This window comes from Pseudomonas sp. BS3767, assembly GCF_900099665.1.
GTDB lineage: Bacteria > Pseudomonadota > Gammaproteobacteria > Pseudomonadales > Pseudomonadaceae > Aquipseudomonas > Aquipseudomonas cerasi.
On sequence record NZ_FNCX01000002.1, the window covers coordinates 610,132 to 633,411 of the forward strand.

The following is a 23,280-nucleotide window of genomic DNA, read 5'->3' on the forward strand; positions in this document are numbered from 1 at the left end:
GATGTCGGGACAGATGTCGTTACAAATCAGGATCAAAAAATCGGGGCTTCCAGCACACAGTCGTAGCGCTGCTGGCCGACATGCCGCGTCGGTGGCGCGACGCTGGAACAGGTCGGCCTGGCAAACCGGCAACGCGGATGAAACGCGCAGCCGTCGGGTAGCTGCAGGGGGCTTGGCGGCTCACCCTGCAACGGCTCGCCGGGCAACGGGCGATCCGGATCGATTTCCGGAATCGCCTGAATCAGCGCAGCGGTATAGGGGTGACGCGGCGAGAGAAAGACGTCCTCTACCGGGCCTTCTTCAACAATTTTGCCCAGGTACATGACCGCCACCCGATCGCACAGGCGACGCACGATGGCCAGGTCATGGGCAATGAACAGAATCGCCAGGTTCATGCGCTGGCGCAGCTCCAGCAGCAGGTTGATGATCTGTCCCTGAATGGAGACGTCCAGTGCCGCCACGCATTCGTCGGCAATGATCAGCCGTGGCTCGATGGCCAGCGCGCGGGCGATACCGACACGCTGACATTGTCCGCCGCTCAAGGCACCCGGCTTGCGTTCGGCAAATTCGGGCCGCAGACCGACCATGTCGAGCAGCTCGATGACCCGCGCCGGAATGTCGGAAGTGGCGACCTTGCGCTGCACGGCGAGCACCTCGGCCAGCGTCGCACCGATGGTCATGCGCGGGTTGAGCGAAGAGGACGGGTCCTGAAAGACCATCGCGGTTTCGCTGCGCAGGCGTTGCAGATTGATACCGCTGCCTTGGGCCATGTCGACGTCATCGAAGACGATCTGCCCGGAGGTGATGTCATTCAGGCGCAGAATAGCCCGCCCCAGCGTGCTCTTGCCGCTGCCGGACTCGCCGACCAGACCCAGCGTTTCACCCGTACAAATGCTCAGCGACACCCCGTTGACGGCGTGCACCCAACGCTTGTTGAGACCGAGGAAACCCGAGCCGGGGGCCGGGAAGCGCACCACCAGATCATTGACGTTCAGCAGTGTGGTGCCGCTCATGAAACGGCCTCCCGGGATTGCACCAACGGGTGGTGACAGGCCGCAGCATGGGCAACGCCCATCGGCCGCATCAGCGGCAGCTTGTCAGGGCAGTCTGCCCCCGCATGACTGCAGCGGGCATGAAAACGACAACCGCTTGGCAGTGCGTCGAGCAAGGGCGGCTGACCGGGAATGGTCCGTAGCAGTTCGCTGCCCGCGCTGCTGGCGGGCTGGCATTCGATCAGGCCGTGGGTATAAGGATGGCGTGCGCGAGCGAGCACGTCGCGCTTGCTGCCGTGCTCACACAGGCGACCGGCATACATCACCGCGATGGAGTCGCAGGTTTGCGCCACCACGCCGAGGTCGTGGGTGATCATGATCAACGACAGCCCGTGCCGGTCGCGCAAGTCCAGCAACAGACGCAGGATTTGCGCCTGCACCGTCACATCCAGTGCGGTGGTCGGCTCATCGGCGATCAGGACCTGCGGCCCACAGCCCAGCGCCACGGCAATCATCGCGCGCTGGCGCATGCCACCGGAAAATTCGTGGGGGAAGTTATCCACACGCGACGCCGGATCGGGAATGCCGACCTGGCGCAAAAGGTCGATGGCCTGCGCCCGGGCTTCACGCTTCGACGCGCCCTGATGCAGACGCACACCTTCGGCGATCTGCTCGCCGATGCGCATCAGCGGGTCCAGGTGGCTGCTGGGATTCTGGAAAATCATGCCGATCCGCCGTCCGCGCATGGCACGCATTGCAGCGGCATCCAGCGTCAACAGATCGATATCATTGAGGCGTACCGAGCCGCCGCGCACGTGCAGATCCGGCGACGGCATCAATTGCATCAACGCCCGGCAGGCCATGGTCTTGCCAGAGCCACTTTCACCGACCAGCCCGAGAATCTCGCCCTGGTGCAGGTCGAACGACAACCGGTCAACCAAGGTCACTTCGCGATTTCGATGGTTCGCTGCATGGCTCGCCACCACGCTCATCTCGCTGACCTGCAGCACGGGCGTACTCATTGCCGTTCTCCCAGGGTTTCGGCGACGCCGTCCGCCAACAGGCTGAAGCCCATAGCCAACGTCACGATGGCCAGGCCCGGAAAGGTGCAGATCCACCACGCCGAGGTGAGGAACGCCTGCCCTTCGGCGACCATGGTCCCCCACTCCGCCATCGGTGGTTGCACACCCAGGCCCAGGTAGCTGACCGATGCGCCGCTGAGCAGCACCAGAACCGCGTCAGACATGGAAAACACAATCGAGCCGAACATCGCGTTGGGCAGCAGATGGCGGAACAGGATACGCAAGTGACCAAAACCCAGGCTTTTGGCCGCCAAGGCAAAATCGCTTTCCTTGAGCACCAGGATCTGTGAGCGGATCAGCCGCGCATAAGACACCCAGCCCACCATCGCCATGGCGATGTAGAAGCTGCCCAGGCCCGGCCCGAGAATCGCGATGATCGCCAGCATCAATACCAGAAACGGGAACGCCAGCACGATGTCGATCACGCGCATGCACAGGTTGTCGAAGCGCCCGCCGATGTAGCCCGACAAGGCGCCTATGAAGGTCCCGATCATGAACGGGAAGATCACCCCGAGCACGCAGATCTGCAGGTCGACGCGTGCCGCCCAGATCACTCTGGACAGAATGTCGCGACCAAAATTGTCGGTGCCGAACGGATGCGCGAGGTGCGGCGCGAGCATGCGCAGCTCGGTGTTCTGGTAGATCGGATCGTAAGGTGCCAGCCATGGCGCAAACAGCGCCAGTATCAGCCACCCGCCCAGTAAGCAGCCGCCCAGCAGCATCGCCAGCCGGCCATTGCGCAAACGCAGGCGCAGCCGGGAACGCCAGTGCGGACGAAGATGCGCATGGGCCACGGTCATTTGATATTCACCCGCGGGTCGATGGCCACCGTGGCCACATCGGCAAGGAAGTTCACGATCACCGTGGCGCATGCCAGCACCATCGCCACACCCTGCACCACCATGTAATCGCGGCTGAAGATGCCGCGCACCAGCAACTGACCGATGCCGGGAATCGCAAACAGACTTTCGATCACCACGGTGCCGCTGATCAGCCAGCCGATGTTCACCGCCAGCAGGTTGATCGAAGGCACCAGCGAATTGGGCAACACGTGGCGCCGAAACAGCGCACTTTCACTGAGGCCACGCGCCCGGGCCGCCGTCACATGATCGGCTTGCAGCTCCACGAGCATGCTCGCACGCAGGTTGCGAATCAGCACCGCAGACAGGGCCAGAGCGATGGTCAGACAGGGCAGCACCAGGTGATGAACCTTGTCCAGCCAGTCGCTGCCGTAGCCCGACACCGGAAACCAGCCAAGCTGCACACTGAACATCAGGATCAGCATGATCCCCAGCCAGAACGCCGGCATGCCCAGCCCGGTGGTGGTGAAGACGCGGATCAGGTTGTCGCTCCAACTGCCTTTGTTGCGCGCCGCGAGCGTGGCCAGGGGCACGGCAATCAGCAACGCCAGCAGAACGCTGCCCAACACCAGAAATACGGTGGGCTCGATCCGTGTGCTGATCAGCTTGAGTACGTCTATCTTGTACAGCAGCGATTTACCCATATCACCCTGCACCAGGTTTTTCATGAAATACACGTACTGTGTCCACAGAGGCTCATCCAGACCATACTGGGCGCGGATGTTGGCCAAGGCCTGCGGTGTGGAACGCGAACCCAGCAGGATGCGCGCCGGATCGCCGGGGATCGAACGCACCAAAATGAAGGTGACCAGGCTGATGCCGAACAGCACCGGCAGCAGCTGCAACGGACGCTGGAGAATGAAACGATAACGACCCAGATTCATCAGACGCCCCGATGCTGTGACAGAAAATTCAGCAGGACCGGAAAGTACGCCGCCGCCCCCTCTACGTAAAAGGGCAGAGCAAAGTTGTAGTCGAACATTGACCATCCGTCGACTTTGATTGTTTTCAGCTCATCCGGCCTGTGTTCATAGCCCATTGAATTGCACCTTTGCGGACGACGCTCATGGCATCAACCCTATCCTGCAAGGCGAGCGCAGACAGCTAGCAATTCTTATAGGTTTTACAGGACTGGCAGCCGATTGGGCGCACGCGTGGCACCGTCCTTGCTAATTGCTATATTAGGGCCCTACATCGGCTCAATGACAAAGGAGGTCATGCCATGCATATCAGGTTGTCGGATTTCAATTCGCGGCTGCAGTCTGCATCCACGCTGGATCAGCAAATGGATTGCGCGCTGCTGCTGGCATCGGATCTCGGATTCGATGCCGTGATTTATGACTACAGCCCGGTGCCGGTGTCCCATGATGGAGCACTGATCACCCCGTCGCTGCTGTCATTGCGCAATACACCTGCGGACTGGTACGCGCTTTGGTGCAGTCAGGGCTATTACCAGATCGATCCGGTGCAACACCTGGCCGTCGCCAGCGTCTCGCCTTTTGTATGGTCATACCAGCCCAGGGCCGATACGGTCCTGAAAACCTTCATCACGGATATGCACAAGCCGGTAGTGCGCTATCTGCATGACTCACACATGACCTGTGGCGTGACGGTGCCGATCCACATGCCCAAAGGCGGTTTCGCCACATTGACCGGCCTGTGTGCGGACGGCAGCGACGTTGCCCTTGAGGACGCCCGCCAGAGCCTGGCCGAGTTCGGCCTGCTGGCTCACGCCTTTCAGGAGGTCGCCTACCCGCTGTTCGACCAGAAAATTCGCTCGTGCAATGCGATCAGGCTGACCCCGCGCGAGCGCGAATGCCTGAGCTGGTCTGCCGAGGGCCTGACGGCCAGAGAGATTGCCGATCAGCTCAACCGCTCTGTCGCCACGGTGACCTTGCACCTGAATTCGGCCATGCAGAAGCTGGGGGCCAAAAACCGTGTACAAGCGGTAGTGCGTGCCGTTCATTACCGTTTACTCGACCACTGACCGGTTTATCGGCCAAAACCTATCATTTTCTATAGTTATGAGGCGCAAGACGCCGCGCTATGGTGCCCCCAAACTATCCAGCAGGGACCGGCGACATGGCAGATATGACGATCAAGGAAGGTTTTGCGCCTTTTGGCGACTATCAGACGTGGTATCGCATCACAGGCGACCTGCACGGTCCCGGCACACCATTGGTCATTCTGCACGGCGGCCCCGGTTGCACGCACGACTACGTCGATTCGTTCAAGGACATCGCCAGCACCGGCCGGGCCGTTATCCACTACGACCAGTTGGGTAACGGAAAGTCGACCCACTTGCCCGACAAGGGTCGCGACTTCTGGACGGTCAAACTGTTCCTGAGCGAGCTGGATAACCTGCTTGAGCACCTGGGCATCGAAAACAACTACGCATTGCTGGGCCAGTCGTGGGGCGGCATGCTGGCTTCAGAGCATGCCGTGCGTCAGCCCGAAGGGCTGAAAGCGCTGATCATCGCCAACTCCCCCGCAGACATGCGCACCTGGGTAAGTGAGGCCAACCGGCTGCGCGAGAATCTGCCATCTGACGTACAGGCCGCGCTGCTCAAGCATGAAAAAGCGGACACCTTGAAAGACCCTGAATACCTGAAAGCCTCGCGAGCATTCTATGACCGTCACGTGTGCCGCATCACACCGTGGCCGGAGGAGGTAAAACGTACCTTCGACGCGATTGACGCCGATCCGACCGTGTACCACGCCATGAATGGCCCTACCGAGTTTCACGTTATCGGCACGATGAAGGACTGGACCATCGTCGATCGCCTGAAACTCATCAGCGTTCCGACCTTGCTGATTTCCGGTAAGTATGACGAAGCCACACCGCTCGTCGTGAAGCCCTATGTGGATAACGTCCCCACCATCAGTTGGTCTGTTTTCGAAGAGTCCAGTCACATGCCCCATGTAGAAGAGCGAATGGCCTGCATGGGATGCATCGCAGGTTTTCTGGACACGTTGGTCGAATCGGTTGCAGAGTCCGCAGCTTGATGCTCAGGCCTGATGGATCCACGCCCTGAGAGTTGCATTATTAGAGTGAATACTTTAGTAGCATTCACCCGACTAACGGTTAACTTTGCTCACAGTGTTACTGGAACTTTTTGCCGACATACCGCTGCCTTACAGCGGATAGTTGCAAAAGGCCATTATTAAATAACTTTCATGGCTATTTTGTTAAAGCTCTCTCGTTTTCAGCAGAAAAACAGTTACTGAAAGGAAAGTATTGGCCTTCCGCCTGTTTTGCCGCTGGAGGCAACCATGAACCTCAGATCGTTAAGTATTTCACGCAGGGCCTCCCTGTGCTTTGGCGTCATTACCTTACTGTTGATCGGTCTGGGTGCCTTCTCCTACGTGCAGATCGACCATCTGCGTAAGGCTGAGCAGAACATTGAAGAAAACTCACTGCCCAGCATCCAGGTAGTCGACGACATTCAGATCGCCCTGCTTCACGCTCGCCTGGAAAGCATCAGGATGCTTGCGAGCACCGATCCGGCTGTACACGCCACCGCGGAAGCCAAGGTCCGGGAAGCGATCGAGGCGCTGCGTGCCAACAGCGACTTTTATCAAAAACACCTGCTTTCAGGTGAAGCCGACCGCGCGCAATTCGAAGAAGCCAACAACAAGATGAGCGTATACATTGATGGCTTGAAACAGGTGGTCGCGCTGGACACCTCTGATCATGAAAGAGCGGTCTCCCTTGCCAACGGAGAGCAGGCCCAAAAGGCCACTGCGTACCAGGAAAAACTTACCAGACTGCGCGAGCAAAATGCCACGGAAGCCGTGAGCTCCGGGAAAGATGCAACCGAGGTCTACAATCACAGCGTCAACGTCCTGATGATTGTGCTGATCGCAGCGTTCCTGCTTACCGTGGTCCTCGCGATTGCCCTGACACGCAGCATCGTCGACCCGATCAGCGTCTCGCTTAAACTCGCAGAAGACATCGCCGCCGGTGACCTGACCCGACAACTTAGCGTTGCCGGCAGTGATGAAGCATCACGCTTGATGACGGCCCTGAATACCATGTCGGGGAACCTGCGCACCACCATTCACGAAATTTCCGGCGCCTCCGCACAACTGAGCACTGCCGCCGTCGAGATGACGTCGATCACCGAAAGTGCCGACCGCACGCTGCAGCAGCAGAACAGCGAAATCGAGCAGGCTGCTACTGCGGTAAACGAAATGAGTGCTGCCGTAGAAGAGGTCGCTCGTAATGCTACGTCGACCTCGCAGGCCGCCCAACAGTCGAGCCTTTCCGCCGACCTGGGTAACCAGCGCGTTAACGAAACCCTGACGGCCATGCAGAACCTGACAGGCCTGGTCGAGGGCTCTTCAGCGCAAGTCACTGCGCTGGCTGGCCAGGCTCAGGACATCAGCAAAGTGCTGGGCGTGATTCGCGGCATTGCCGAACAGACTAACCTGCTGGCACTCAACGCAGCCATCGAAGCGGCGCGTGCCGGTGAACAGGGTCGTGGCTTCGCTGTAGTAGCCGATGAAGTGCGGGCTCTGGCGCATCGCACACAGACGTCCACCCAGGAAGTCGAACAGATGATTTCAGCGATTCAGGCCGGTTCTTCCGCCACGGTCGAGTCCATGCAGAAGAGCACTGAGGAAGTTCACAGCACCCGCAAGACGGCAGAGGACGCCGGAGAGTCGCTGCGTCAGATCACCAACTCGGTACTCGAGATCAATAACCGTAACCTGCAGATCGCAGCGGCCTCCGAGCAGCAGGCGCATGTAGCACGTGATGTCGACAGAAGCCTGGTCAGCATTCGCGACCTGGCCGTTCAGAGCAGCGAAGGCACCCGTCAGACCCTGATCGCCAGTACCGAACTTTCGCAGTTGGCGGTCAACCTGAATGATCTGGTGCTGCGCTTCAAGACGTAATCCAGAACAACACCCACACATGCCGGGCATGACAGAAGGGCAGCAGATTCGTCTGCTGCCCTTCTTTTATAGCGTCAGTACCGTTTTCGGCAAAAAACCCGCAATGGTTCCTCCAGCCGGCGGTCCCCTCCTCTCAAAAACTGTGAGCCGCGTCTCTCTGCTGACAGCCTTTCAGACACATAGTCTTCATTAGTTGAAATAGGATCCATAAAGACCTATTTACAAGCACAGGCTATTTGAAAAAGCCCGCAACGTTGACAGGGGCATTGAACTCATTCAATAGTTGGCGTCGAACAACACAATATTTATGTAAGCCACGATCAGGTATGACACGATCACTTCCTGCACGGGATCGGCAGCGCCCGGCGTACCGCCAAGGCCGCATCAGTGCTTTTATGACCAGGGTGACACATTTTGAACAACAAACTGACTTCAGCAGAGCTGGCAGTCATCAGTGAAATCGAGGCCACTTCCAGTCTTTTACGACTGGTGACCCGGCTGACCGGGCTGAGATTTGCGGCAATTGCCAAAGTAACCGAGGCCAGCTGGACCGCATGTGCTGTATACGATGAAATCCAGTTCGGGCTGGAACCCGGTCATCAGCTCAAGCTGGAGACCACGTTCTGCAATGAGTTGCGTCAGCACCGCCAGCCTATCGTGATCAACGAAGTCGCGACCGACCCCGTCTACGCAGAGCATCCCATTACTAAAATGTACGGTTTCCAGAGCTACTTCTCGTTGCCGATCATTTTTCCCAACGGAGAGTTCTTCGGCACCCTGTGTGGCCTGGATACCAAGCCTGCGCCACTCGATGACGCCAATACCCTCGATACCCTGAAAGTGTTTTGCACGCTGATCGCCAGCACGCTGTATGCGCACTATCAATTGCAGGAAATGCAGGAAGTCACCGCTTAAGGCATGGAATGCCTCAGACGCGCAGTTGCCGCTCCATGATCAATGTGCGCTCCTCTCCCTCCAGGTGCTCCCGCACCACGTTGAAACCCAGCGCCAAGTAGAACGCCTGCGCAGTCAAGGATGACGGTCAACCATCCGCACCGCTGCTCTCTGACGCTACGAATACCCAACGCTGCTGTGGATGACGGATTTATTCACTCAGCACGCAAAAAATGTAGGCGAACAGCCCGAATAACGACGTTCGATCAACTTATTTTCGGCCAGTCGACGAATGGTAGTGCTCACAAGATACCGTAAACAAATGGCCAACCCCTCGCCGTGCGCGGCTTGAACAACGATAGCGTTCAAAAAATCCGATCTGCGGCCGATTAATCGGTATCTCGCCGCTGTGGTCGGAATATTTTCGTCTGTTAAAGTGAGTTTCGTGATGTCATATAGTCATCATCGAGCACCCATTGAGAATTGTCATGAACGCCAGTGCCCCTATTCCCTTGAATGAAACGCAACGTCTGTTGCGCATACGGGAGCTGTGCGTGCTTGAAGATACGTCCGATGACGTATTCGATGAAATCGTCGCGATGACCGCTGCCTTTTTCGAGACGCCGATTGCCTTGATCTCGATCGTCGATGAGCACCGTCAGTGGTTCCGCGCAAGGGTAGGCCTGAATGCCCGCGAAACACCACGCAACGTGTCCTTCTGCGCCTACACCATCCTTTCCGAAACACTGTTCGAGATTCCCGACGCCACGCTCGACGAGCGCTTCGTCAACAACAGCCTGGTGACCGGACACCCTGACATTCGCTACTACGCAGGCGCGCCACTGATCACCGATGACGGCATTGCCCTGGGCAGCCTGTGTGTGATCGACACCAAGCCGCGCGAGCCGATGAGCGAGTACCAGACGCAGATGCTCAAGCGCTTTGCGTCGCTGGTCATGAAACGCATTGTCGGCCTCAGGCTCAGTTGCTTTATCGACCAGCCCACCGGCTTGTACAACCGCTCGCGCCTGCAGGAAGATATTCATCAGGCCGTAGCATCCAGTGTCGATTATCAGCTGGTCGTGGTGGACATGATTACCTCCGCGTTCCTCAACGATATCGTCAAGGCCCTGGGTTACAGCTTCTCCCAGGACCTGGTAACAGGTATCAAGAGCCGCTTGGAGCGCCTGTTGCCGCCGACCTGTTCTTTATACAAGGTCAGTCCTACGCGCTTCGGCTTTCTGTTGGCAGGCGACCGTACGCCCGAACACCTGTTCCGCACCATCCTCAAGGATTTCGAGACGCCCGTTGAGTGCCGGGGAATTCCGGTGCAGATGCAGGTCGGCCTGGGCGTCGTGACCCTTAACCGTAATCCGGTCGAAGAACAGGACTGGATGCGCATGGTGATCAGCGCTGCCGACGATGCCCGCGACCGCGACCTCGGCTGGGCGATGTATGAACCGCACTTTGACGCCGCCCAGCAGCGTGCTTTCAAATTGCTCAGTTCGTTGACCGGGGCGGTGCATGCTGACGATCAACTGCGTCTGGTCTACCAACCGCGCATCGACCTCGACTCCGGCCTGTGCACCTCGGTAGAGGCCTTGCTGCGCTGGAATCACCCGACGCTCGGCGCCATCGGGCCTGCCGAGTTCGTGCCGCTGGCCGAGAAGACCGCTCTGATGCGCCCGCTGAGCCTCTGGGTGCTGACCAGTGCAATCGAACAGGCCGCTCGTTGGCAGCAGCAGGGTTTCGATTTCCGTATTGCGATCAACGTGACGCCCGAAGACCTCACCGGCCCGGCGTTCACCGACCGGATGATACGCCTGCTGGGCAAGCACAAGATTGACCCCACCCGCTTTGAGCTGGAGTTCACCGAAGGCGCGTTGATGCACAACCCGGCAGAAGTGCGCCACCAGCTGGAGCGCATGCGCCAGGAGGGCATGGATGTGGCGATCGATGACTTCGGTACGGGCTACAGCAACTGGAATTACCTGCGGCAGCTGCCTGCCACGACGGTCAAGCTCGACCAGTCGCTGATCCGCAATCTGGCGTCCGACAAAACCGATCAGCGTCTGGTCAAGGCACTGATCGGTCTGGCCAAGAAACTTGGTTACTGCGTCGTGGCCGAGGGCATCGAAACCGACGAGATTCGTCGCCTGGTCAAGCAGTGGGGCTGCGATGAAGGTCAGGGTTATCTGATCGCCAAACCCATGGAAGCCGAGGCGTTGCTGAACTGGCTGGGCCCCAACCAGCGCCTGCAGAGTGCCTCCGAAGCCGCAGAAGCCGCCATCATCCGCGACAAACGGTTATAACCTTAGAACACATCTTCATAACCGATTACAACGCAAGCCGTTATGCTGCCCGCCACTTTTTGCCTGATGCGTTTGCTTGAAAAAGGTTGGATATGGAAGCGGGTGGTCTGGGTTTCGTAGTTGCAGGGCTGGTAGTCGGTTTCATCGTGGGCATGACCGGAGTCGGCGGCGGCTCGCTGATGACTCCGATACTGCTGTGGTTCGGGATCAATCCGGCCACGGCGGTCGGCACGGACTTGCTGTACGCGGCGATTACCAAATCCGGCGGGGTTCTGGTTCATCGCAAGAACGACAACATCGACTGGAAAGTTACCGGGCTGCTGACTCTGGGCAGCGTCCCGGCGGTGCTCATGACGCTGTGGTTTCTGAGCACCCTGCACACCGCCCCCGAAGCACTTAACGCGATCATCAAGCAGGCCTTGGGCTATGTGCTGCTGCTTACCGCACTCGCCGTTCTGTTCAAGAAAAAACTGCTGGCCTTCGCTCATCGGCGCGGAGACGGGTACTCGTTTTTCAGCGGCACCAGCCTGACGGTACTGACCGTCATCACCGGTCTGATCCTCGGCACCATGGTTGCACTCACCTCCATCGGTGCAGGCGCGCTGGGCACGGTGGCCCTGTTCATCCTCTATCCATTGCTGCCGACCCGACGTCTGGTGGGTACGGAGATCGCCCATGCGGTCCCGCTCACGCTGGTCGCAGGCCTGGGTCATGCGAGCATGGGCAACATGAACTGGGAGTTGCTGGGCTGGCTGCTGATGGGCTCACTGCCCGGCATCTACCTGGGCAGCCACATGGCCGGCCGCGTCTCCGATGACCTGCTACGGCCCTTCCTGGCCATCATGCTGGGCACGATCGGCTTCAAGCTGGCGTTCTGATCGGCGCCTATCCATCAGCCTGTCACATTTCTGAGTCAGGCTTGCCCACGAACATAGCCTCGAAAGCCGCAGAGCCGGTTTGCTTGCAGGCTGTGCGCACTCATCGGGAATTGTAATTTTTTGTAGCGAGACACCGATTTTCGGCGCAGGATTTCGTGCGTCAGCTTCAGCGCCGATGACCCGGCACAGACTTACCCTCACTGAAAGGAGATGCCAACAATGCTCATCCGAATTGAAGAAGGTGTATATGGCGACGCTTGGGTTGTAATACTGGACGACTACCCGGTCAAATGCCGGAGCTGGCAGGAAGCCAGAGAATTTGCCGACCGCATGAAATCCAGAATCGACGCGCCTCATTCGCTGCCGCATATGGCACGCCGCGCAGCGGCCGAAATAAGTGTTCAGGCGGCCGCCCGCTAGACCGCCCCCTCCCCGCGAATTAATCCCTACAGCGTTGCCAGGCAATGGGCGACGCTGCTTCACCCTGTCATGTTCGCCCTGTCATAACGCCGCTTGAACTATCGAACCACTTCTCGTTTCCATGACATCCGTTTCACATCCCCTTCACGTCCGGCTGCGTAAATTGGCCCTACTCCTTTGATGAATCCCATTTGGCCCACCCCGTTGTGGGCCATTTTTTTGCCTGCAGAAAAGTGCCGGTGCTCCCACGCTGATGCGGCGGGATTACTCGTCTTGCGCTGCGGGCGACGATGATACAGCCAGCACTTGGCTGCCCAATACGCCAGCATTCAGCTCTGCCAGCCGATCACTGCCGGTGCCATTGGCAACGTGATTGCTCCAGCTCGCCACCGAAACTGCCATCCAACCCAGCACAAACAACGCAGCTGCCTGTAACGCCCACTTGGTCATGATCGACATACGCTTTCTCCTTGTTCAGGTCTGGATGGCAAGCATGTAAACACCTCACCATTGCAGAAGAATTGCAGAGATTTTTATTTTTGCCAGCCGACATTCCACCTTTGTGAGCAAAGGTGTCGAAAAACAGGAGGGAGCGATCTACATGAGGAAATACCCACGCCCGCAGGCGGGGTATTTTTGAAAAGCGGGGTCAGTACTTGGTGCTTTGCTGCTCAGGTCTGGCCGGTGTGTCCACATGACTCGGACCCGCAATCAGCAGAGCCAGCACGCCAACGATTGGCACGGCAACAACGACAATGATCCACATCAGCTTGTTGCTGGATTGTGCCTTGCTCTTGCGAATACGCAGTACTGCCCAGATGTCCGAAATCACGATCAGGGCGGTCAGCGCTGCGAACAACCACAAATGATTTTCCGATATCCAACCCATTTGAAATCTCCTGCACCATCAACGAAGGCAACCAGATCGGCTGCCCTACTGTAGAAGAGGTCAAAAAGAGCCTTAAAGTTCAGAGAATATTTCGGATTGTGACCGGGTGCTCAGCGCAGAGGCAAGAGCGTCCAGAACGGCACGCCCACGCAGAGCATGGGCACGATAGGCGTATTCCTCTGCACATCGCTCCTCACACTCCAGCGTGGGAATGCCGTTCGTGACGCTGCGCGCCACACTTCCGTCAGGTAATCGGTGCCGGGTTGAAGAGCGTGATGTCGTTGTGCAGCCGGTAATGCTCGGTCCAGGTCTTCTTCTTGCCGCTGGCCACGTCCAGGTAGAAGTGGAAAAGCTCCCAACCCAGGTCCTCGATGCTCGCGCGTCCGGTCGCGATGCGTCCGGCGTCTATGTCGATCAGGTCAGGCCAGCGCTGGGCCAGTTCGGTGCGGGTCGAGACCTTCACCACCGGCGCCATTGCCAGACCGTACGGAGTACCGCGGCCGGTGGTGAACACGTGCAGGTTCATACCGGCAGCCAGTTGCAAGGTGCCGCAGACAAAGTCACTGGCCGGTGTCGCGCAGAAGATCAAGCCCTTGCCGCTGACCCGCTCGCCCGGGCCGAGTACGCCGTTGATGGCGCTGCTGCCTGACTTGACGATCGACCCTAGAGACTTCTCGACGATGTTCGACAACCCGCCCTTCTTGTTGCCCGGCGTGGTGTTGGCGCTGCGATCAGCCTCGCCTTTGGCCAGATAGCGGTCGTACCAGTCCATTTCCCGCACCAGCGCTTGTGCGACGTCCTGATCCTGTGCGCGGGAAGTCAGCAAATAGATGGCATCCCGCACTTCGGTCACTTCGGAAAACATCACTGTCGCCCCAGCGCGCAACAGCAGATCCGATGCATAACCCAGCGCCGGGTTGGCGGTAATGCCGGAAAACGCATCACTGCCGCCGCACTGCATGCCCAGAATCAACTCCGACGCCGGAACCGTTTCGCGACGCCGCAGATCCAGCTTTTTCAAGCGTGTTTCGGCCAGCTCCATGATCTGTTCGATCATTTCATTGAAGCCATGACTGGAATCCTGCAAGCGATACAGCCAAGGCTCGCTGAGGTCCACCGAGCTGTCGCCCTCATGCATGACCTGTCCGGCCTGCAACTTCTCGCAGCCCAGGCTGATCACCAGCGCTTCGCCGCCCAGGTTCGGGTTGCGCGCCAGGTTGCGTACTGTACGAATCGGGATGTAGGCATCGGTGGCCGTGATTGCCACGCCGCAGCCATAGCTATGGGTCAGCGCCACGACGTCATCGACGTTCGGGTACTTGGGCAACAACTCGTCACGGATGCGCTTGACCGCGTGGTCGAGCACACCGGTCACGCACTGCACGGTAGTGGTGATGCCGAGAATGTTGCGAGTGCCCACTGTGCCGTCGGCGTTGCGATAGCCTTCGAAGGTGTAACCCTCAAGCGACGCCTGCTTTTCCGGCACGGCATCGGACATCGGCAGGCTGTCGAGCGCAGGCGCGGAAGGCATGCGCAACTGGTCTTCCCTGACCCAACTGCCGCGCGGTATTGGTTGCAATGCATAGCCAATGGTGTGGCCGTAACGAATCACGGCTTCGCCCACGGCCAGGTCAACGGTGCTGACCTTGTGGCTCTGCGGTACGTTATCGACAGTGACCAGGCCGTTGTCGAATTCGGTTCCGGCCGGCACACCCTGGTCGTTGACCACGACCACGACGTTATCCAGCGGATGCAGCCGGATATAGCGTGGCGAATCGGCATGTTGAATCAGGTTCATCACGGTTTCCTCAGGATTTTGCTTCGGAAAGGTCGCTGACCGAGTCGTTCAGCAATGGCCCCTTGGCAGGCGGCTCTTTCAATTCCACACGCTTGATTTCACCCACGATGAAAATGTAACTGATCACCGCCAGCAGCGCGTTGGCGCCCACGAACACCAGCGCCCATTTGAACGAGCCGGTGCTGCTGATGATGTAGCCAATCACGATCGGAGTGGTGATCGATGCAATGTTACCGAAGGTGTTGAACAGGCCGCCGCTCAAACCGGCGATCTGCTTGGGCGACACGTCGGACATCACAGCCCAGCCCAGCGCACCCACGCCCTTGCCGAAGAATGCCAGGGCCATGAAGCCCACGACCACCCATTCGATGTCGACGTAGTTGCAGGTCACGATCGAGGTCGACAGCAGCAGGCCACCGATGATCGGCGCCTTGCGGGCGAAGGTCAGCGAATGGCCCTTGCGCAGCAGGTAGTCGGAAATGATGCCGCCCAATACCCCGCCGATGAAGCCGCAGATAGCCGGCAGAGAGGCGATGATGCCAGCCTTGAGGATGGTCATGCCGCGCTCCTGAACCAGGTACACCGGGAACCAGGTCAGGAAGAAGTAGGTGATGCCGTTGATGCAGTATTGGCTGAGGTAGATACCCAGCATCATGCGGTTGGTCAGCAACTGGCGGATGTAATCCCACTTGGGGCCGCTGCTGGCTGTTTTTTGCGCGCCTTTACCCTTGTCCTGATCCAGATCGACCAGCGCGCCATTGCTGGAAATGTGCTCCAGTTCGGCCTCGTTGATCATCGGGTGGTTGCGCGGGCCGTAGATGACCTTCATCCAGATCATGGAGAACACGATACCGAACGCGCCCATCACGACGAACACGTGCTGCCAGCCGTAGGTGTAAACGATCCAGCCCATCAGCGGAGCGAACAGCACGGTGGCGAAGTACTGCGCCGAGTTGAAGATCGCCGAGGCGGTGCCGCGCTCGGCAGTCGGGAACCAGGCGGCGACGATGCGCGCGTTGCCCGGGAAGGACGGCGCTTCGGCCAGACCGACCAGAAAGCGCAGCATGAACAGCGCAACGATTGCCGTGGAGACGCCGAACTCGCCCACATAGCCTTGCAGCAGGGTGAACAGCGACCAGGTGAAAATGCTCATGGCATAGACTTTCTTCGACCCGAAACGGTCGAGCAGCCAGCCACCGGGAATCTGACCGGCCACGTAGGCCCAGCCGAATGCGGAGAAAATATAGCCCAGAGTGACGGCACTGATGCCCAGGTCTTTCTGAATGCTGGAACCAGCGATAGCGATGGTGGCGCGGTCGGCGTAGTTGATCGTAGTGACCAGAAACAGCATCAACAGGATCAAATAGCGGACGTGCGTCGGCTTGGACTTTTGCATGGTAGAGCTCCCACTGATTATTTTTTTACGCGGGTAAATCTGTTTTTTGGGTGTAGCGTTACAGGCCCCTTGGCAGTATCACGGCGACGACATCTGCCACCTGTAAGGGTCATGCAGTGCAATGAAAAAACCGCTGATCGCTCAGCGGCTTTGTCGTGGCAGGTGTTATTGCTTGCCTTGCTTGTCCATCAGAGCGGCGAGCATGTCGCACTCGTCTGGCGTCAGATCGGTCAACGGCGCGCGCACCGGACCTGCGTCGTAACCGGCGATCTTCGCGCCGGCCTTGACGATACTCACGGCATAGCCAGCCTTGCGGTTGCGGATTTCCAGGTAAGGCAGGAAGAAATCGTCGATGTATTTACCGACCGCCTGATGATCGTCGCGGGCGATGGCGTGGTAGAAGTCCATCGCCAGTTTCGGTACGAAGTTGAACACGGCAGACGAGTAGACCGGCACGCCCAGCGCCTTGTAGGCAGCGGCGTAGACTTCAGCGGTCGGCAGCCCGCCCAGGTACGAGAAGCGGTCACCAAGACGGCGGCGGATCGAAACCATCAGCTCGATATCACCCAGGCCATCCTTGTAACCGATCAGGTTCGGGCAACGCTCGGCCAGTTGCTCGAGCAGGGCCGGCGTCAGGCGGCAGACATTACGGTTGTAGACCACCACACCGATCTTCACCGATTTGCACACGGCTTCGACGTGCGCGGCAACGCCGTCCTGGCTGGCTTCGGTCAGGTAGTGCGGCAGTAGCAGCAGACCCTTGGCGCCCAGACGCTCGGCTTCCTGCGCGTACTCGATGGCCTGACGAGTCGGCCCGCCTACACCGGCGAGGATTGGCACACTGGTGGCGCAGGTGTCGACGGCAGTCTTGATGATTTCGGAATATTCGCTGGCAGCCAGGGAGAAAAACTCACCTGTGCCGCCCGCAGCGAACAGAGCGCTCGCGCCGTACGGGGCCAGCCACTCGAGACGTTTAATGTAGCCGGCGCGGTGGAAGTCGCCCTGGGCATTGAAATCGGTAACCGGGAAAGACAGCAGACCGGACGAGAGGATGGACTTCAGTTCTTGTGGATTCATTATTCGAACACCCTGGAGGACTTAATTGTTAGAGGATCACCGGGTCAGTGCCGATGTCGTAAGTCATCGTACAACTGATAATAAAATCACTCAACAGGGATTTTCGGGTTTTTTCAGGGGGAGCGGACAGAGCCCGGTTTTGACTTTTGCGCTGCCGCATAGATGTGTGACGCAGAGCGTCTGGCGCGTGAGGAACGATAGGTGTTCCCCCTGCCACCTATCGTACCCAAGCTCCAGCGTGGGTATGCCGTTCCGGACGCTCCGTGTCCTCTTTTAATCATCAAGCCCGCTGCGATTCAGCCTCTTCATGCGCATGGCGCAGGCGTTCGCGGCTGTTGGTGAGGTGCAGGCGCATGGCCGCGCGGGCCGCATCGGAATCCTGGCGGGCGATGGCGTCGAAGATTTCTTCGTGCTCACGGCTCAGCCGATCCATGTAGTGCTGCTGGTCATCATGCGCCAGACGCGCGGAATTGAGCCGGGTGCGCGGGATGATGCTGGTGCCCAAGTGGGTCATGATGTCCGTGAAGTAGCGATTGCCGGTCGACAAGGCAATCTGCAGATGGAACTGGAAGTCCGACGCCACGGCATCGGTGGCATGTGCCGCACTTTCATTGAGCGCGTCCAGCGCCGAACGCATGGCTGCCAGTTGTTCATCACTGCGCCGCTGGGCTGCAAGGCCTGCCGACTCGACTTCCAGACTGATGCGCAACTCGAGAATCGCCAGTACATCACGCAGGGTGACGATGGTCGCCGGGTCAATCCGGAAGCCACTGGGGCTCGGCGTGTCGAGCACGAAGGTGCCGATGCCGTGACGGGTCTCGACCAGACCGGAGGCCTGCAGACGCGAAATCGCCTCACGCACGACAGTCCTGCTGACGCCCTGCTCTTCCATGATTGCGGATTCGGTGGGCAGTTTGTCGCCGCGCTTGAGCTGACCGCTGCGAATACGCTCGGACAGCTCTGTCACCAGCTCCTGCGCGAGGCTGCGGTGTTTTCTGCGGGCGCGGGGCAGAGCGCTTTGATTTTCCATCCAACATCGATCTCTGGACTGCTAAACATGGGGCTAATCATAGCTCAGCGGTTGTATGATCACACCCTCAAAAGCGCCGTGTCCCCTATAGCATCGACCTCAAAACGTTGCGAATCACGGTTGCTCGATCAATTTGCCGCCCTCGACACGCACATGCCGGTCATGAAAGCGTTTGAGGCTGCTGCGGTGCCCGACGCTGATCAGCGTCAGGCCCGGCAGCCCGTCGATGACTGCGCGGTGCATGGCCGTCTCGTCATCTTCGTCCATGGCCGAGGTGGCTTCATCCACATACAGCCAGTTCGGCGCGACCAGCAGGGCACGAGCGAACGCCACCCGCTGCTGCTCGCCCGGTGAGAGAAAACGCTGCCAGTGATTACTTTCGTCCAGACGCGGTATCAGATGCTCCAGACGGCACTGCTCCAATACCTCGGCAAATCGCTGAGCCGGGTAATGTTCCGCGGGTTGTGGATAACTCATCGCCTCACGCAGTGTGCCGATAGGCAGGTAAGGCCGCTGTGGCAGGAACAGCGCCGTACCAGTGGGCAAGCGAATCTGCCCCGCCCCCTCAGGCCAGAGACCGCCCAACGCCCTCAGCAACGAGCTTTTACCACTGCCCGAACGACCGCTGAGCATCACCCGCTCTCCCGCGCCGACCTGCAGACTCGCGTCGCTCAGCAATTGCCGCCCACCGGCGATGCTCAAGCCCAGATTGCGCAGGTCAAGCGTGTCGTTGGCGTGAATTCTTTCGATAGCAGGCTGCCGATCTTCATTGTCACTCATCGCCTGACGGAAGCTCAGCAGACGGTCGCTGGTGGCGCGCCATGACGCCAGCGTGCCATAGGCGCTGATGAACCAGCTGAAGTTCTCCTGCACATTGCCGAATGCCGAATTGATCTGCATCAGATCACCCAGCTCGATCTTGCCGGCGAAATACCGTGGCGCGGCCACAATGAACGGAAAGATCAGCGCAATCTGCGAATAGCCCGAGGTGAAGAACGTCAGCCGCTTCTGGACCTTCATCGACGCCCGGAAGTTATTCCAGATCATCATGAAGCGCGCGCTCAGGCGCTGGTTTTCATTGCGTTCGCCCTCGGACAAGGCAATGCTTTCAGCGTTTTCGCGCACACGCACCAGCGCAAAACGCAGGTCTGCCTCGAATCGCTCCTGCTGGTTGTTCAACGGGATCAGCCGCTTGCCGATCCAGTGGGTCAGCAGGCTGCCCACCAGCGCATAGAGCATGGCCGCCCAGAACATGTAACCGGGAATGGTGACGCCGAACACCTCGATACTGCCCGACACGCCCCAGAGGATCACTGAAAACGACACCAGACTGACCACCGCGCTCATCAAACCCAGGCCCAGGCTGAGCGTGCTGGTGGTGAACTCGTTGAGGTCTTCGGACAGACGCTGGTCAGGGTTATCGGTGTAACCGCCCTGCTCCAGGTGGTAGTAGTTCTTGTCCGCGAGCCAGCGCGCGAAGTGTTTCTCCGTCAGCCAGCGGCGCCAGCGGATGGTCAGCAACTGGGTCAGGTACAAGCGATAGACCGCCGCCAGAATGGCGATCGCGGCGATGCCGCTGAAGTACAGGATCAGGTGGGTGAACGCGGCAAGATCCTTGTTCTGCAGAGCGTTGTAGAAGTCTCGGTACCAGCTGTTGAAAAACACCGAGACCTGCACGCTAAACAGCGACAGCGCGATCACCGAGACCAGCAGCAGCCAGGCAGTGGCCTTTTCCTCACTGCGCCAGTACGGCGTTATCAGCTTCCAGACGCGGGGTAGAAAGGCTCCTTGCACAGTATCGTTGACGGCAGAATATTCAGCATTGCGATTCATGTGGTTCAGGCTCGCTCTCTTCGAAAGTACGATGCCTGAGCACAATGAAGCAAAAAAAAGCCTAAACGATCACTATGAAAAAACCTTCATCAACGCCGCACGGGACGCTTCTGCAACTTGCGCTGCAAGGTGCGGCGGTGCATGCCCAGCGCCCGGGCAGTTGCGGAAATATTGCCCTCGTGCTCGGTCAGCACGCGCTGGATATGCTCCCACTGCAAGCGATCCACCGACATCGGATTCTCGGGAACCAGCGTGTCGAGGTTGGCGTGCTCGGACAGCAGGGCCGCCAGTACGTCATCCGCGTCAGCCGGTTTGCACAGGTAGTTGCACGCGCCGCGCTTGATCGCTTCGACCGCCGTGGCGATGCTCGAATAACCGGTGAGAATCACCACGCGCATGTCCGGGTCCATTTCCAGCAGCTTGGGCAGCAGCACCAGACCGGAATCGCCGTCCATCTTCAGGTCCAGCGCGGCATATTCGGGAATGTCCTGTTGCGCCAGGGCCAGACCTTCTTCGGCCGAGCCGGCGGTGCTCACGCGAAAACCACGACGGCTCATGGCCCTCGCCATCACACGGGTGAACGTCGCGTCGTCATCGACCAGCAACAGGTGCGGCAGCTCTTCGCCTTCGACCTGGATGTCATCGTCACTCATGCTTCTTCTCCTCGCGTATCTCGGGGCAGGCGCAGCTCGGTGAGCGTACCGCCTTCTTCATGACTGTAGAGCTTCACCGAGCCACCCGCACGGGTGACGCTGGCCTTGCTCAGGAACAGCCCCAGGCCGAAACCTTTGCCCTTGGTAGTAAAGAACGGCTTGCCGATCTGTTCGGCAATCGCCAGCGGCACACCCGCGCCATGGTCGCGAATGCTGATGCAGACTTCCGCACTGTCCCAGTCCAGATTGACTTCAAGGCCATCGGGGCAGGCATCGGCAGCGTTGTTGAGCAGGTTGAGCAGCGCCTGGGTCAGGTCCGGCGGCGGTGCCAGCATCGGCGCCTCGCCCTTGCCCAACTGATAGAAACGGTAACTCACCTCCGGGCGCATCAGATGCCAGCGGTTGAGGGACTCGTCCAGCCAGCGGGTGGCGGTCTGATATTCGACGGCCATGCGCCGATTGGCTTCGGCGGCACGCACCAGTTGCTGCAGGGTCTGCTTGCACTGTTTGACCTGCTCCTGCAGCACGGACAGATCATCCTGCAACACTGGGTCGCTGTGATCCTGGCGCATTTCCTTGAGCAGCACGCTCATGGTTGCCAGCGGCGTTCCCAATTCATGGGCGGCCCCTGCAGCCTGGGTCGCGACGGCGAGCAATTGCTGATCACGCAGGCCTTCTTCGCGACGCTCGGCACGCAGTTGCTCCTGGCGGCGCAGCTCTTCGGCCATCTTCGCAGCAAAGAAGGTAATCACCGCAGCGGCCAACGCAAAACTCAGCCACATGCCGTAGATCTGCATGTTTTCCCGGGCAATTGAGTCGGTTTCCAGCGGGTAGGAGCGCACCATCAGTAAGGTGTACATGCTCAGCGCAAAGCCGGACAGAATCAGCGAATAACGCCATGGCAGCGTGGCGGCGGCAATGGTCAGCGGCACCAGATAATAGGAAACGAACGGGTTGGCCGAGCCGCCCGAGTAATACAGCAGCGCGCTGTGAATCAGCAGGTCCAGCGCCAGTTGTAGCGCATATTCAAGCTCGGTGAGCGGCAGCGAGGTGCGCAGACGAATGACTGTCAGCCCGCAGAGCACCAGCGAACAGCACAGGGTGATCGACAGCTGCAGCCACGGCAACGGCAGAAAGTCGAACAGCCAGGCCATACCGACCGAGCCGGCCTGCGCGGCCAGCACCAGAATACGGATGAATGTCAGGCGCCACAGGTTTTGCCGTGTGGCTGAAAGCATTTGAACGGGGGCGAGCATGAGCTCTCCTGATGAGTGCTCCAGGCGGATCGCAGCGAGTATAACCAAGCGGGAGACAAAACTGAAAAAGTGCGTCAACGCACCGCACGCCAGAGCACTCGGTCATCGCAGGAACCGGACCAAAGCGCTACAGTCAGAACACTTTGCGCCGCCCGACCATCGTCGGAGGCCGTTTGATAACAAGGAGCTCTCATGTTCAACCTTCGCCCTGCCGCCACCCTCGTCGCGCTGGCTGCGGCTTTGTCCAGCCTGCCCGCCATGGCTGAAGAAGCCCGTTACAACCAGATTTCATTGCGCGCCGAGGTCAATCAGGAGGTGCAGCGCGACCTGATGCTCGTCACGCTGTACACCGAAGCGCAGGACAGCGATCCGGCCAAACTGGCCGCGCAGATCACCGAGACGCTGAACAAGGCGCTGGGGCAGGCGCGCCAGGTCAAGGACGTAAAGATTCGCCAGGGCAGCCGCAACAGCTACCCGGTCTACGACGATAAAGGCCAGAAGATTACCGGCTGGCGTGAACGCGCCGAACTGCGCCTGGAAAGCGCAGACTTTGCTGTGCTGTCCAAGCTGACCGGCGAGCTGCTGACCGACCTGAAAATGGGCGGCATGGACTTCTCGATCTCGCCATCGACGCGCAAGACCAGCGAAGACGCCCTGCTCAAGGACGCCGTGACTGCGTTCAAGGCTCGTGCGCAACTGGTCACCGAGGCGCTGGGCGGTACAGGCTACAAGCTGGTCAACCTGAATCTGAATACCTCGGGCTACCCGCAGCCGTATCTGCGCGCGCCGGTCATGATGATGGCCAAGTCCTCGCGCGAAGACGCAGCTCCGACGCCCGATGTCGAGGCTGGCACCAGCCAGGTCAGCGTCGCCGCGGATGGCGTGATCGAAGTCGCGATACCCTGAGCAGGGTTGATCATTGAGCCCGAGCCCGGAAAAGCGAGCTCCAATCAGCACAACCATCGTTCCCATGCTCGGCGTGGGAACGCAGTTCCGGACGCTCTGCGTCCG

The 23,280-nt window shown here is 59.3% G+C and carries 22 protein-coding genes and 2 pseudogenes; 9 read left to right on the plus strand and 15 right to left on the minus strand.

Annotated elements, in window-relative coordinates; all coding sequences use genetic code 11:
- Positions 1 to 32 precede the first annotated feature (32 nt).
- Genes BLR16_RS07315 through BLR16_RS28540 form a run of 5 tightly spaced genes read right to left on the minus strand, consistent with a single transcriptional unit; the run spans position 33 to position 3,973 of the window.
- The gene (locus BLR16_RS07315; protein WP_058417044.1) at positions 33 to 1,013 is read right to left on the minus strand and encodes an ABC transporter ATP-binding protein; all 981 of its coding nucleotides are present in this window, start codon (positions 1,011 to 1,013) and stop codon (positions 33 to 35) included.
- Positions 1,010 to 2,014: an ABC transporter ATP-binding protein gene (locus BLR16_RS07320; RefSeq protein WP_074805138.1), complete on the minus strand. Its 1,005-nt coding sequence runs from the start codon at positions 2,012 to 2,014 to the stop codon at positions 1,010 to 1,012. The genes BLR16_RS07315 and BLR16_RS07320 overlap by 4 nt, the downstream gene beginning before the upstream one ends.
- The gene (locus tag BLR16_RS07325) at positions 2,011 to 2,874 is read right to left on the minus strand and encodes an ABC transporter permease (RefSeq protein ID WP_074805141.1); all 864 of its coding nucleotides are present in this window, start codon (positions 2,872 to 2,874) and stop codon (positions 2,011 to 2,013) included. The genes BLR16_RS07320 and BLR16_RS07325 overlap by 4 nt, the downstream gene beginning before the upstream one ends.
- On the minus strand, positions 2,871 to 3,818 hold the full coding sequence (locus BLR16_RS07330) for an ABC transporter permease (protein WP_003431591.1): 948 nt from the start codon (positions 3,816 to 3,818) through the stop codon (positions 2,871 to 2,873). The genes BLR16_RS07325 and BLR16_RS07330 overlap by 4 nt, the downstream gene beginning before the upstream one ends.
- A complete protein-coding gene (locus BLR16_RS28540) occupies positions 3,818 to 3,973 on the minus strand; it encodes a hypothetical protein (protein ID WP_003368637.1) in 156 nt (51 codons plus the stop codon). Before BLR16_RS28540 ends, BLR16_RS07330 begins: the two co-directional genes overlap by 1 nt.
- 183 nt (positions 3,974 to 4,156) lie before the next feature.
- Between BLR16_RS28540 and BLR16_RS07335 the strand changes: the two genes are divergently transcribed.
- The 5 genes and pseudogenes from BLR16_RS07335 (at position 4,157) to BLR16_RS07350 (ending at position 8,748) form a co-directional block, all read left to right on the plus strand.
- The gene (locus BLR16_RS07335; protein WP_054082005.1) at positions 4,157 to 4,921 is read left to right on the plus strand and encodes a LuxR family transcriptional regulator; all 765 of its coding nucleotides are present in this window, start codon (positions 4,157 to 4,159) and stop codon (positions 4,919 to 4,921) included.
- 95 nt (positions 4,922 to 5,016) lie between these two features.
- Positions 5,017 to 5,940 (plus strand): proline iminopeptidase-family hydrolase, encoded by a 924-nt coding sequence (locus tag BLR16_RS07340; RefSeq protein WP_074805144.1) that lies wholly within the window; start codon positions 5,017 to 5,019, stop codon positions 5,938 to 5,940.
- A 267-nt stretch (positions 5,941 to 6,207) separates the two neighbouring features.
- Positions 6,208 to 6,975: pseudogene (locus BLR16_RS29235) on the plus strand (MCP four helix bundle domain-containing protein); the annotation flags it as partial.
- Between the two features lie 69 nt (positions 6,976 to 7,044).
- On the plus strand, positions 7,045 to 7,833 hold the full coding sequence (locus tag BLR16_RS29240; RefSeq protein ID WP_371123822.1) for a methyl-accepting chemotaxis protein: 789 nt from the start codon (positions 7,045 to 7,047) through the stop codon (positions 7,831 to 7,833).
- Between the two features lie 414 nt (positions 7,834 to 8,247).
- The gene (locus BLR16_RS07350) at positions 8,248 to 8,748 is read left to right on the plus strand and encodes a GAF domain-containing protein (protein ID WP_003431595.1); all 501 of its coding nucleotides are present in this window, start codon (positions 8,248 to 8,250) and stop codon (positions 8,746 to 8,748) included.
- A 13-nt stretch (positions 8,749 to 8,761) separates the two neighbouring features.
- Here the strand turns inward: BLR16_RS07350 and BLR16_RS28825 are convergent.
- Positions 8,762 to 8,875, minus strand: a pseudogene (locus BLR16_RS28825) (GNAT family N-acetyltransferase); the annotation flags it as partial.
- A 340-nt stretch (positions 8,876 to 9,215) separates the two neighbouring features.
- Here BLR16_RS28825 and BLR16_RS07360 point away from each other — a divergent pair.
- The 3 genes from BLR16_RS07360 (at position 9,216) to BLR16_RS07370 (ending at position 12,337) form a co-directional block, all read left to right on the plus strand.
- A complete protein-coding gene (locus tag BLR16_RS07360; RefSeq protein WP_003431597.1) occupies positions 9,216 to 11,039 on the plus strand; it encodes a sensor domain-containing phosphodiesterase in 1,824 nt (607 codons plus the stop codon).
- Between the two features lie 92 nt (positions 11,040 to 11,131).
- The gene (locus BLR16_RS07365; RefSeq protein ID WP_092194186.1) at positions 11,132 to 11,917 is read left to right on the plus strand and encodes a sulfite exporter TauE/SafE family protein; all 786 of its coding nucleotides are present in this window, start codon (positions 11,132 to 11,134) and stop codon (positions 11,915 to 11,917) included.
- A gap of 219 nt (positions 11,918 to 12,136) precedes the next feature.
- Positions 12,137 to 12,337, plus strand: a complete 201-nt coding sequence (locus BLR16_RS07370; RefSeq protein WP_003313743.1) for a hypothetical protein — start codon at positions 12,137 to 12,139, stop codon at positions 12,335 to 12,337.
- A gap of 264 nt (positions 12,338 to 12,601) precedes the next feature.
- On the opposite strand, the gene BLR16_RS07375 is transcribed toward BLR16_RS07370, so the two are convergent.
- From BLR16_RS07375 to BLR16_RS07420, 9 genes are all read right to left on the minus strand, one after another.
- Positions 12,602 to 12,796, minus strand: a complete 195-nt coding sequence (locus BLR16_RS07375; RefSeq protein ID WP_003431599.1) for a hypothetical protein — start codon at positions 12,794 to 12,796, stop codon at positions 12,602 to 12,604.
- 190 nt (positions 12,797 to 12,986) lie between these two features.
- The gene (locus tag BLR16_RS07380; protein ID WP_003431600.1) at positions 12,987 to 13,226 is read right to left on the minus strand and encodes a PLDc N-terminal domain-containing protein; all 240 of its coding nucleotides are present in this window, start codon (positions 13,224 to 13,226) and stop codon (positions 12,987 to 12,989) included.
- A 244-nt stretch (positions 13,227 to 13,470) separates the two neighbouring features.
- Complete coding sequence (garD, locus tag BLR16_RS07385) at positions 13,471 to 15,024, minus strand: galactarate dehydratase (protein ID WP_074805149.1); 1,554 nt, start codon at positions 15,022 to 15,024, stop codon at positions 13,471 to 13,473.
- Positions 15,025 to 15,034: 10 nt separating this feature from the next.
- On the minus strand, positions 15,035 to 16,420 hold the full coding sequence (locus BLR16_RS07390; protein ID WP_003431603.1) for an MFS transporter: 1,386 nt from the start codon (positions 16,418 to 16,420) through the stop codon (positions 15,035 to 15,037).
- A 165-nt stretch (positions 16,421 to 16,585) separates the two neighbouring features.
- A complete protein-coding gene (gene kdgD / locus BLR16_RS07395; RefSeq protein ID WP_003431605.1) occupies positions 16,586 to 17,497 on the minus strand; it encodes a 5-dehydro-4-deoxyglucarate dehydratase in 912 nt (303 codons plus the stop codon).
- Between the two features lie 280 nt (positions 17,498 to 17,777).
- A complete protein-coding gene (locus BLR16_RS07400; RefSeq protein WP_003313750.1) occupies positions 17,778 to 18,527 on the minus strand; it encodes a FadR/GntR family transcriptional regulator in 750 nt (249 codons plus the stop codon).
- A gap of 114 nt (positions 18,528 to 18,641) precedes the next feature.
- On the minus strand, positions 18,642 to 20,360 hold the full coding sequence (locus BLR16_RS07405; protein ID WP_074805152.1) for an ABC transporter ATP-binding protein/permease: 1,719 nt from the start codon (positions 20,358 to 20,360) through the stop codon (positions 18,642 to 18,644).
- Between the two features lie 89 nt (positions 20,361 to 20,449).
- Positions 20,450 to 21,013, minus strand: coding sequence for a response regulator transcription factor (locus tag BLR16_RS07415; RefSeq protein WP_003395104.1), 564 nt, complete (start codon positions 21,011 to 21,013; stop codon positions 20,450 to 20,452).
- Positions 21,010 to 22,269 carry an ATP-binding protein gene (locus BLR16_RS07420; protein WP_074805155.1) on the minus strand — a complete coding sequence of 420 codons (1,260 nt, stop codon included), beginning with the start codon at positions 22,267 to 22,269 and terminating at the stop codon, positions 21,010 to 21,012. The genes BLR16_RS07415 and BLR16_RS07420 overlap by 4 nt, the downstream gene beginning before the upstream one ends.
- Before the next feature lie 192 nt (positions 22,270 to 22,461).
- On the opposite strand from BLR16_RS07420, the gene BLR16_RS07425 reads away from it, so the two are divergent.
- Positions 22,462 to 23,175: an SIMPL domain-containing protein gene (locus tag BLR16_RS07425; RefSeq protein ID WP_003419020.1), complete on the plus strand. Its 714-nt coding sequence runs from the start codon at positions 22,462 to 22,464 to the stop codon at positions 23,173 to 23,175.
- The last annotated feature ends 105 nt before the right edge of the window (positions 23,176 to 23,280 follow it).

Bases quoted from the DNA above. Each gene is read 5' to 3' on its own strand.
- BLR16_RS07420 (WP_074805155.1), bottom strand. From the start codon at position 22,269: ATGCTCGCCCCCGTTCAAATGCTTTCAGCCACACGGCAAAACCTGTGG.
- BLR16_RS07405 (WP_074805152.1), bottom strand. From the start codon at position 20,360: ATGAATCGCAATGCTGAATATTCTGCCGTCAACGATACTGTGCAAGGA.
- BLR16_RS28540 (WP_003368637.1), bottom strand. From the start codon at position 3,973: ATGGGCTATGAACACAGGCCGGATGAGCTGAAAACAATCAAAGTCGAC.
- BLR16_RS07380 (WP_003431600.1), bottom strand. From the start codon at position 13,226: ATGGGTTGGATATCGGAAAATCATTTGTGGTTGTTCGCAGCGCTGACC.
- BLR16_RS07320 (WP_074805138.1), bottom strand. From the start codon at position 2,014: ATGAGTACGCCCGTGCTGCAGGTCAGCGAGATGAGCGTGGTGGCGAGC.
- garD (WP_074805149.1), bottom strand. From the start codon at position 15,024: ATGAACCTGATTCAACATGCCGATTCGCCACGCTATATCCGGCTGCAT.
- BLR16_RS07415 (WP_003395104.1), bottom strand. From the start codon at position 21,013: ATGAGTGACGATGACATCCAGGTCGAAGGCGAAGAGCTGCCGCACCTG.
- BLR16_RS07315 (WP_058417044.1), bottom strand. From the start codon at position 1,013: ATGAGCGGCACCACACTGCTGAACGTCAATGATCTGGTGGTGCGCTTC.
- BLR16_RS07365 (WP_092194186.1), top strand. From the start codon at position 11,132: ATGGAAGCGGGTGGTCTGGGTTTCGTAGTTGCAGGGCTGGTAGTCGGT.
- BLR16_RS07390 (WP_003431603.1), bottom strand. From the start codon at position 16,420: ATGCAAAAGTCCAAGCCGACGCACGTCCGCTATTTGATCCTGTTGATG.
- BLR16_RS07360 (WP_003431597.1), top strand. From the start codon at position 9,216: ATGAACGCCAGTGCCCCTATTCCCTTGAATGAAACGCAACGTCTGTTG.
- BLR16_RS07325 (WP_074805141.1), bottom strand. From the start codon at position 2,874: ATGACCGTGGCCCATGCGCATCTTCGTCCGCACTGGCGTTCCCGGCTG.
- BLR16_RS07340 (WP_074805144.1), top strand. From the start codon at position 5,017: ATGGCAGATATGACGATCAAGGAAGGTTTTGCGCCTTTTGGCGACTAT.
- BLR16_RS07400 (WP_003313750.1), bottom strand. From the start codon at position 18,527: ATGGAAAATCAAAGCGCTCTGCCCCGCGCCCGCAGAAAACACCGCAGC.
- BLR16_RS07335 (WP_054082005.1), top strand. From the start codon at position 4,157: ATGCATATCAGGTTGTCGGATTTCAATTCGCGGCTGCAGTCTGCATCC.
- BLR16_RS07375 (WP_003431599.1), bottom strand. From the start codon at position 12,796: ATGTCGATCATGACCAAGTGGGCGTTACAGGCAGCTGCGTTGTTTGTG.
- BLR16_RS07370 (WP_003313743.1), top strand. From the start codon at position 12,137: ATGCTCATCCGAATTGAAGAAGGTGTATATGGCGACGCTTGGGTTGTA.
- BLR16_RS07425 (WP_003419020.1), top strand. From the start codon at position 22,462: ATGTTCAACCTTCGCCCTGCCGCCACCCTCGTCGCGCTGGCTGCGGCT.
- BLR16_RS07330 (WP_003431591.1), bottom strand. From the start codon at position 3,818: ATGAATCTGGGTCGTTATCGTTTCATTCTCCAGCGTCCGTTGCAGCTG.
- BLR16_RS29240 (WP_371123822.1), top strand. From the start codon at position 7,045: ATGACGTCGATCACCGAAAGTGCCGACCGCACGCTGCAGCAGCAGAAC.
- kdgD (WP_003431605.1), bottom strand. From the start codon at position 17,497: ATGAATCCACAAGAACTGAAGTCCATCCTCTCGTCCGGTCTGCTGTCT.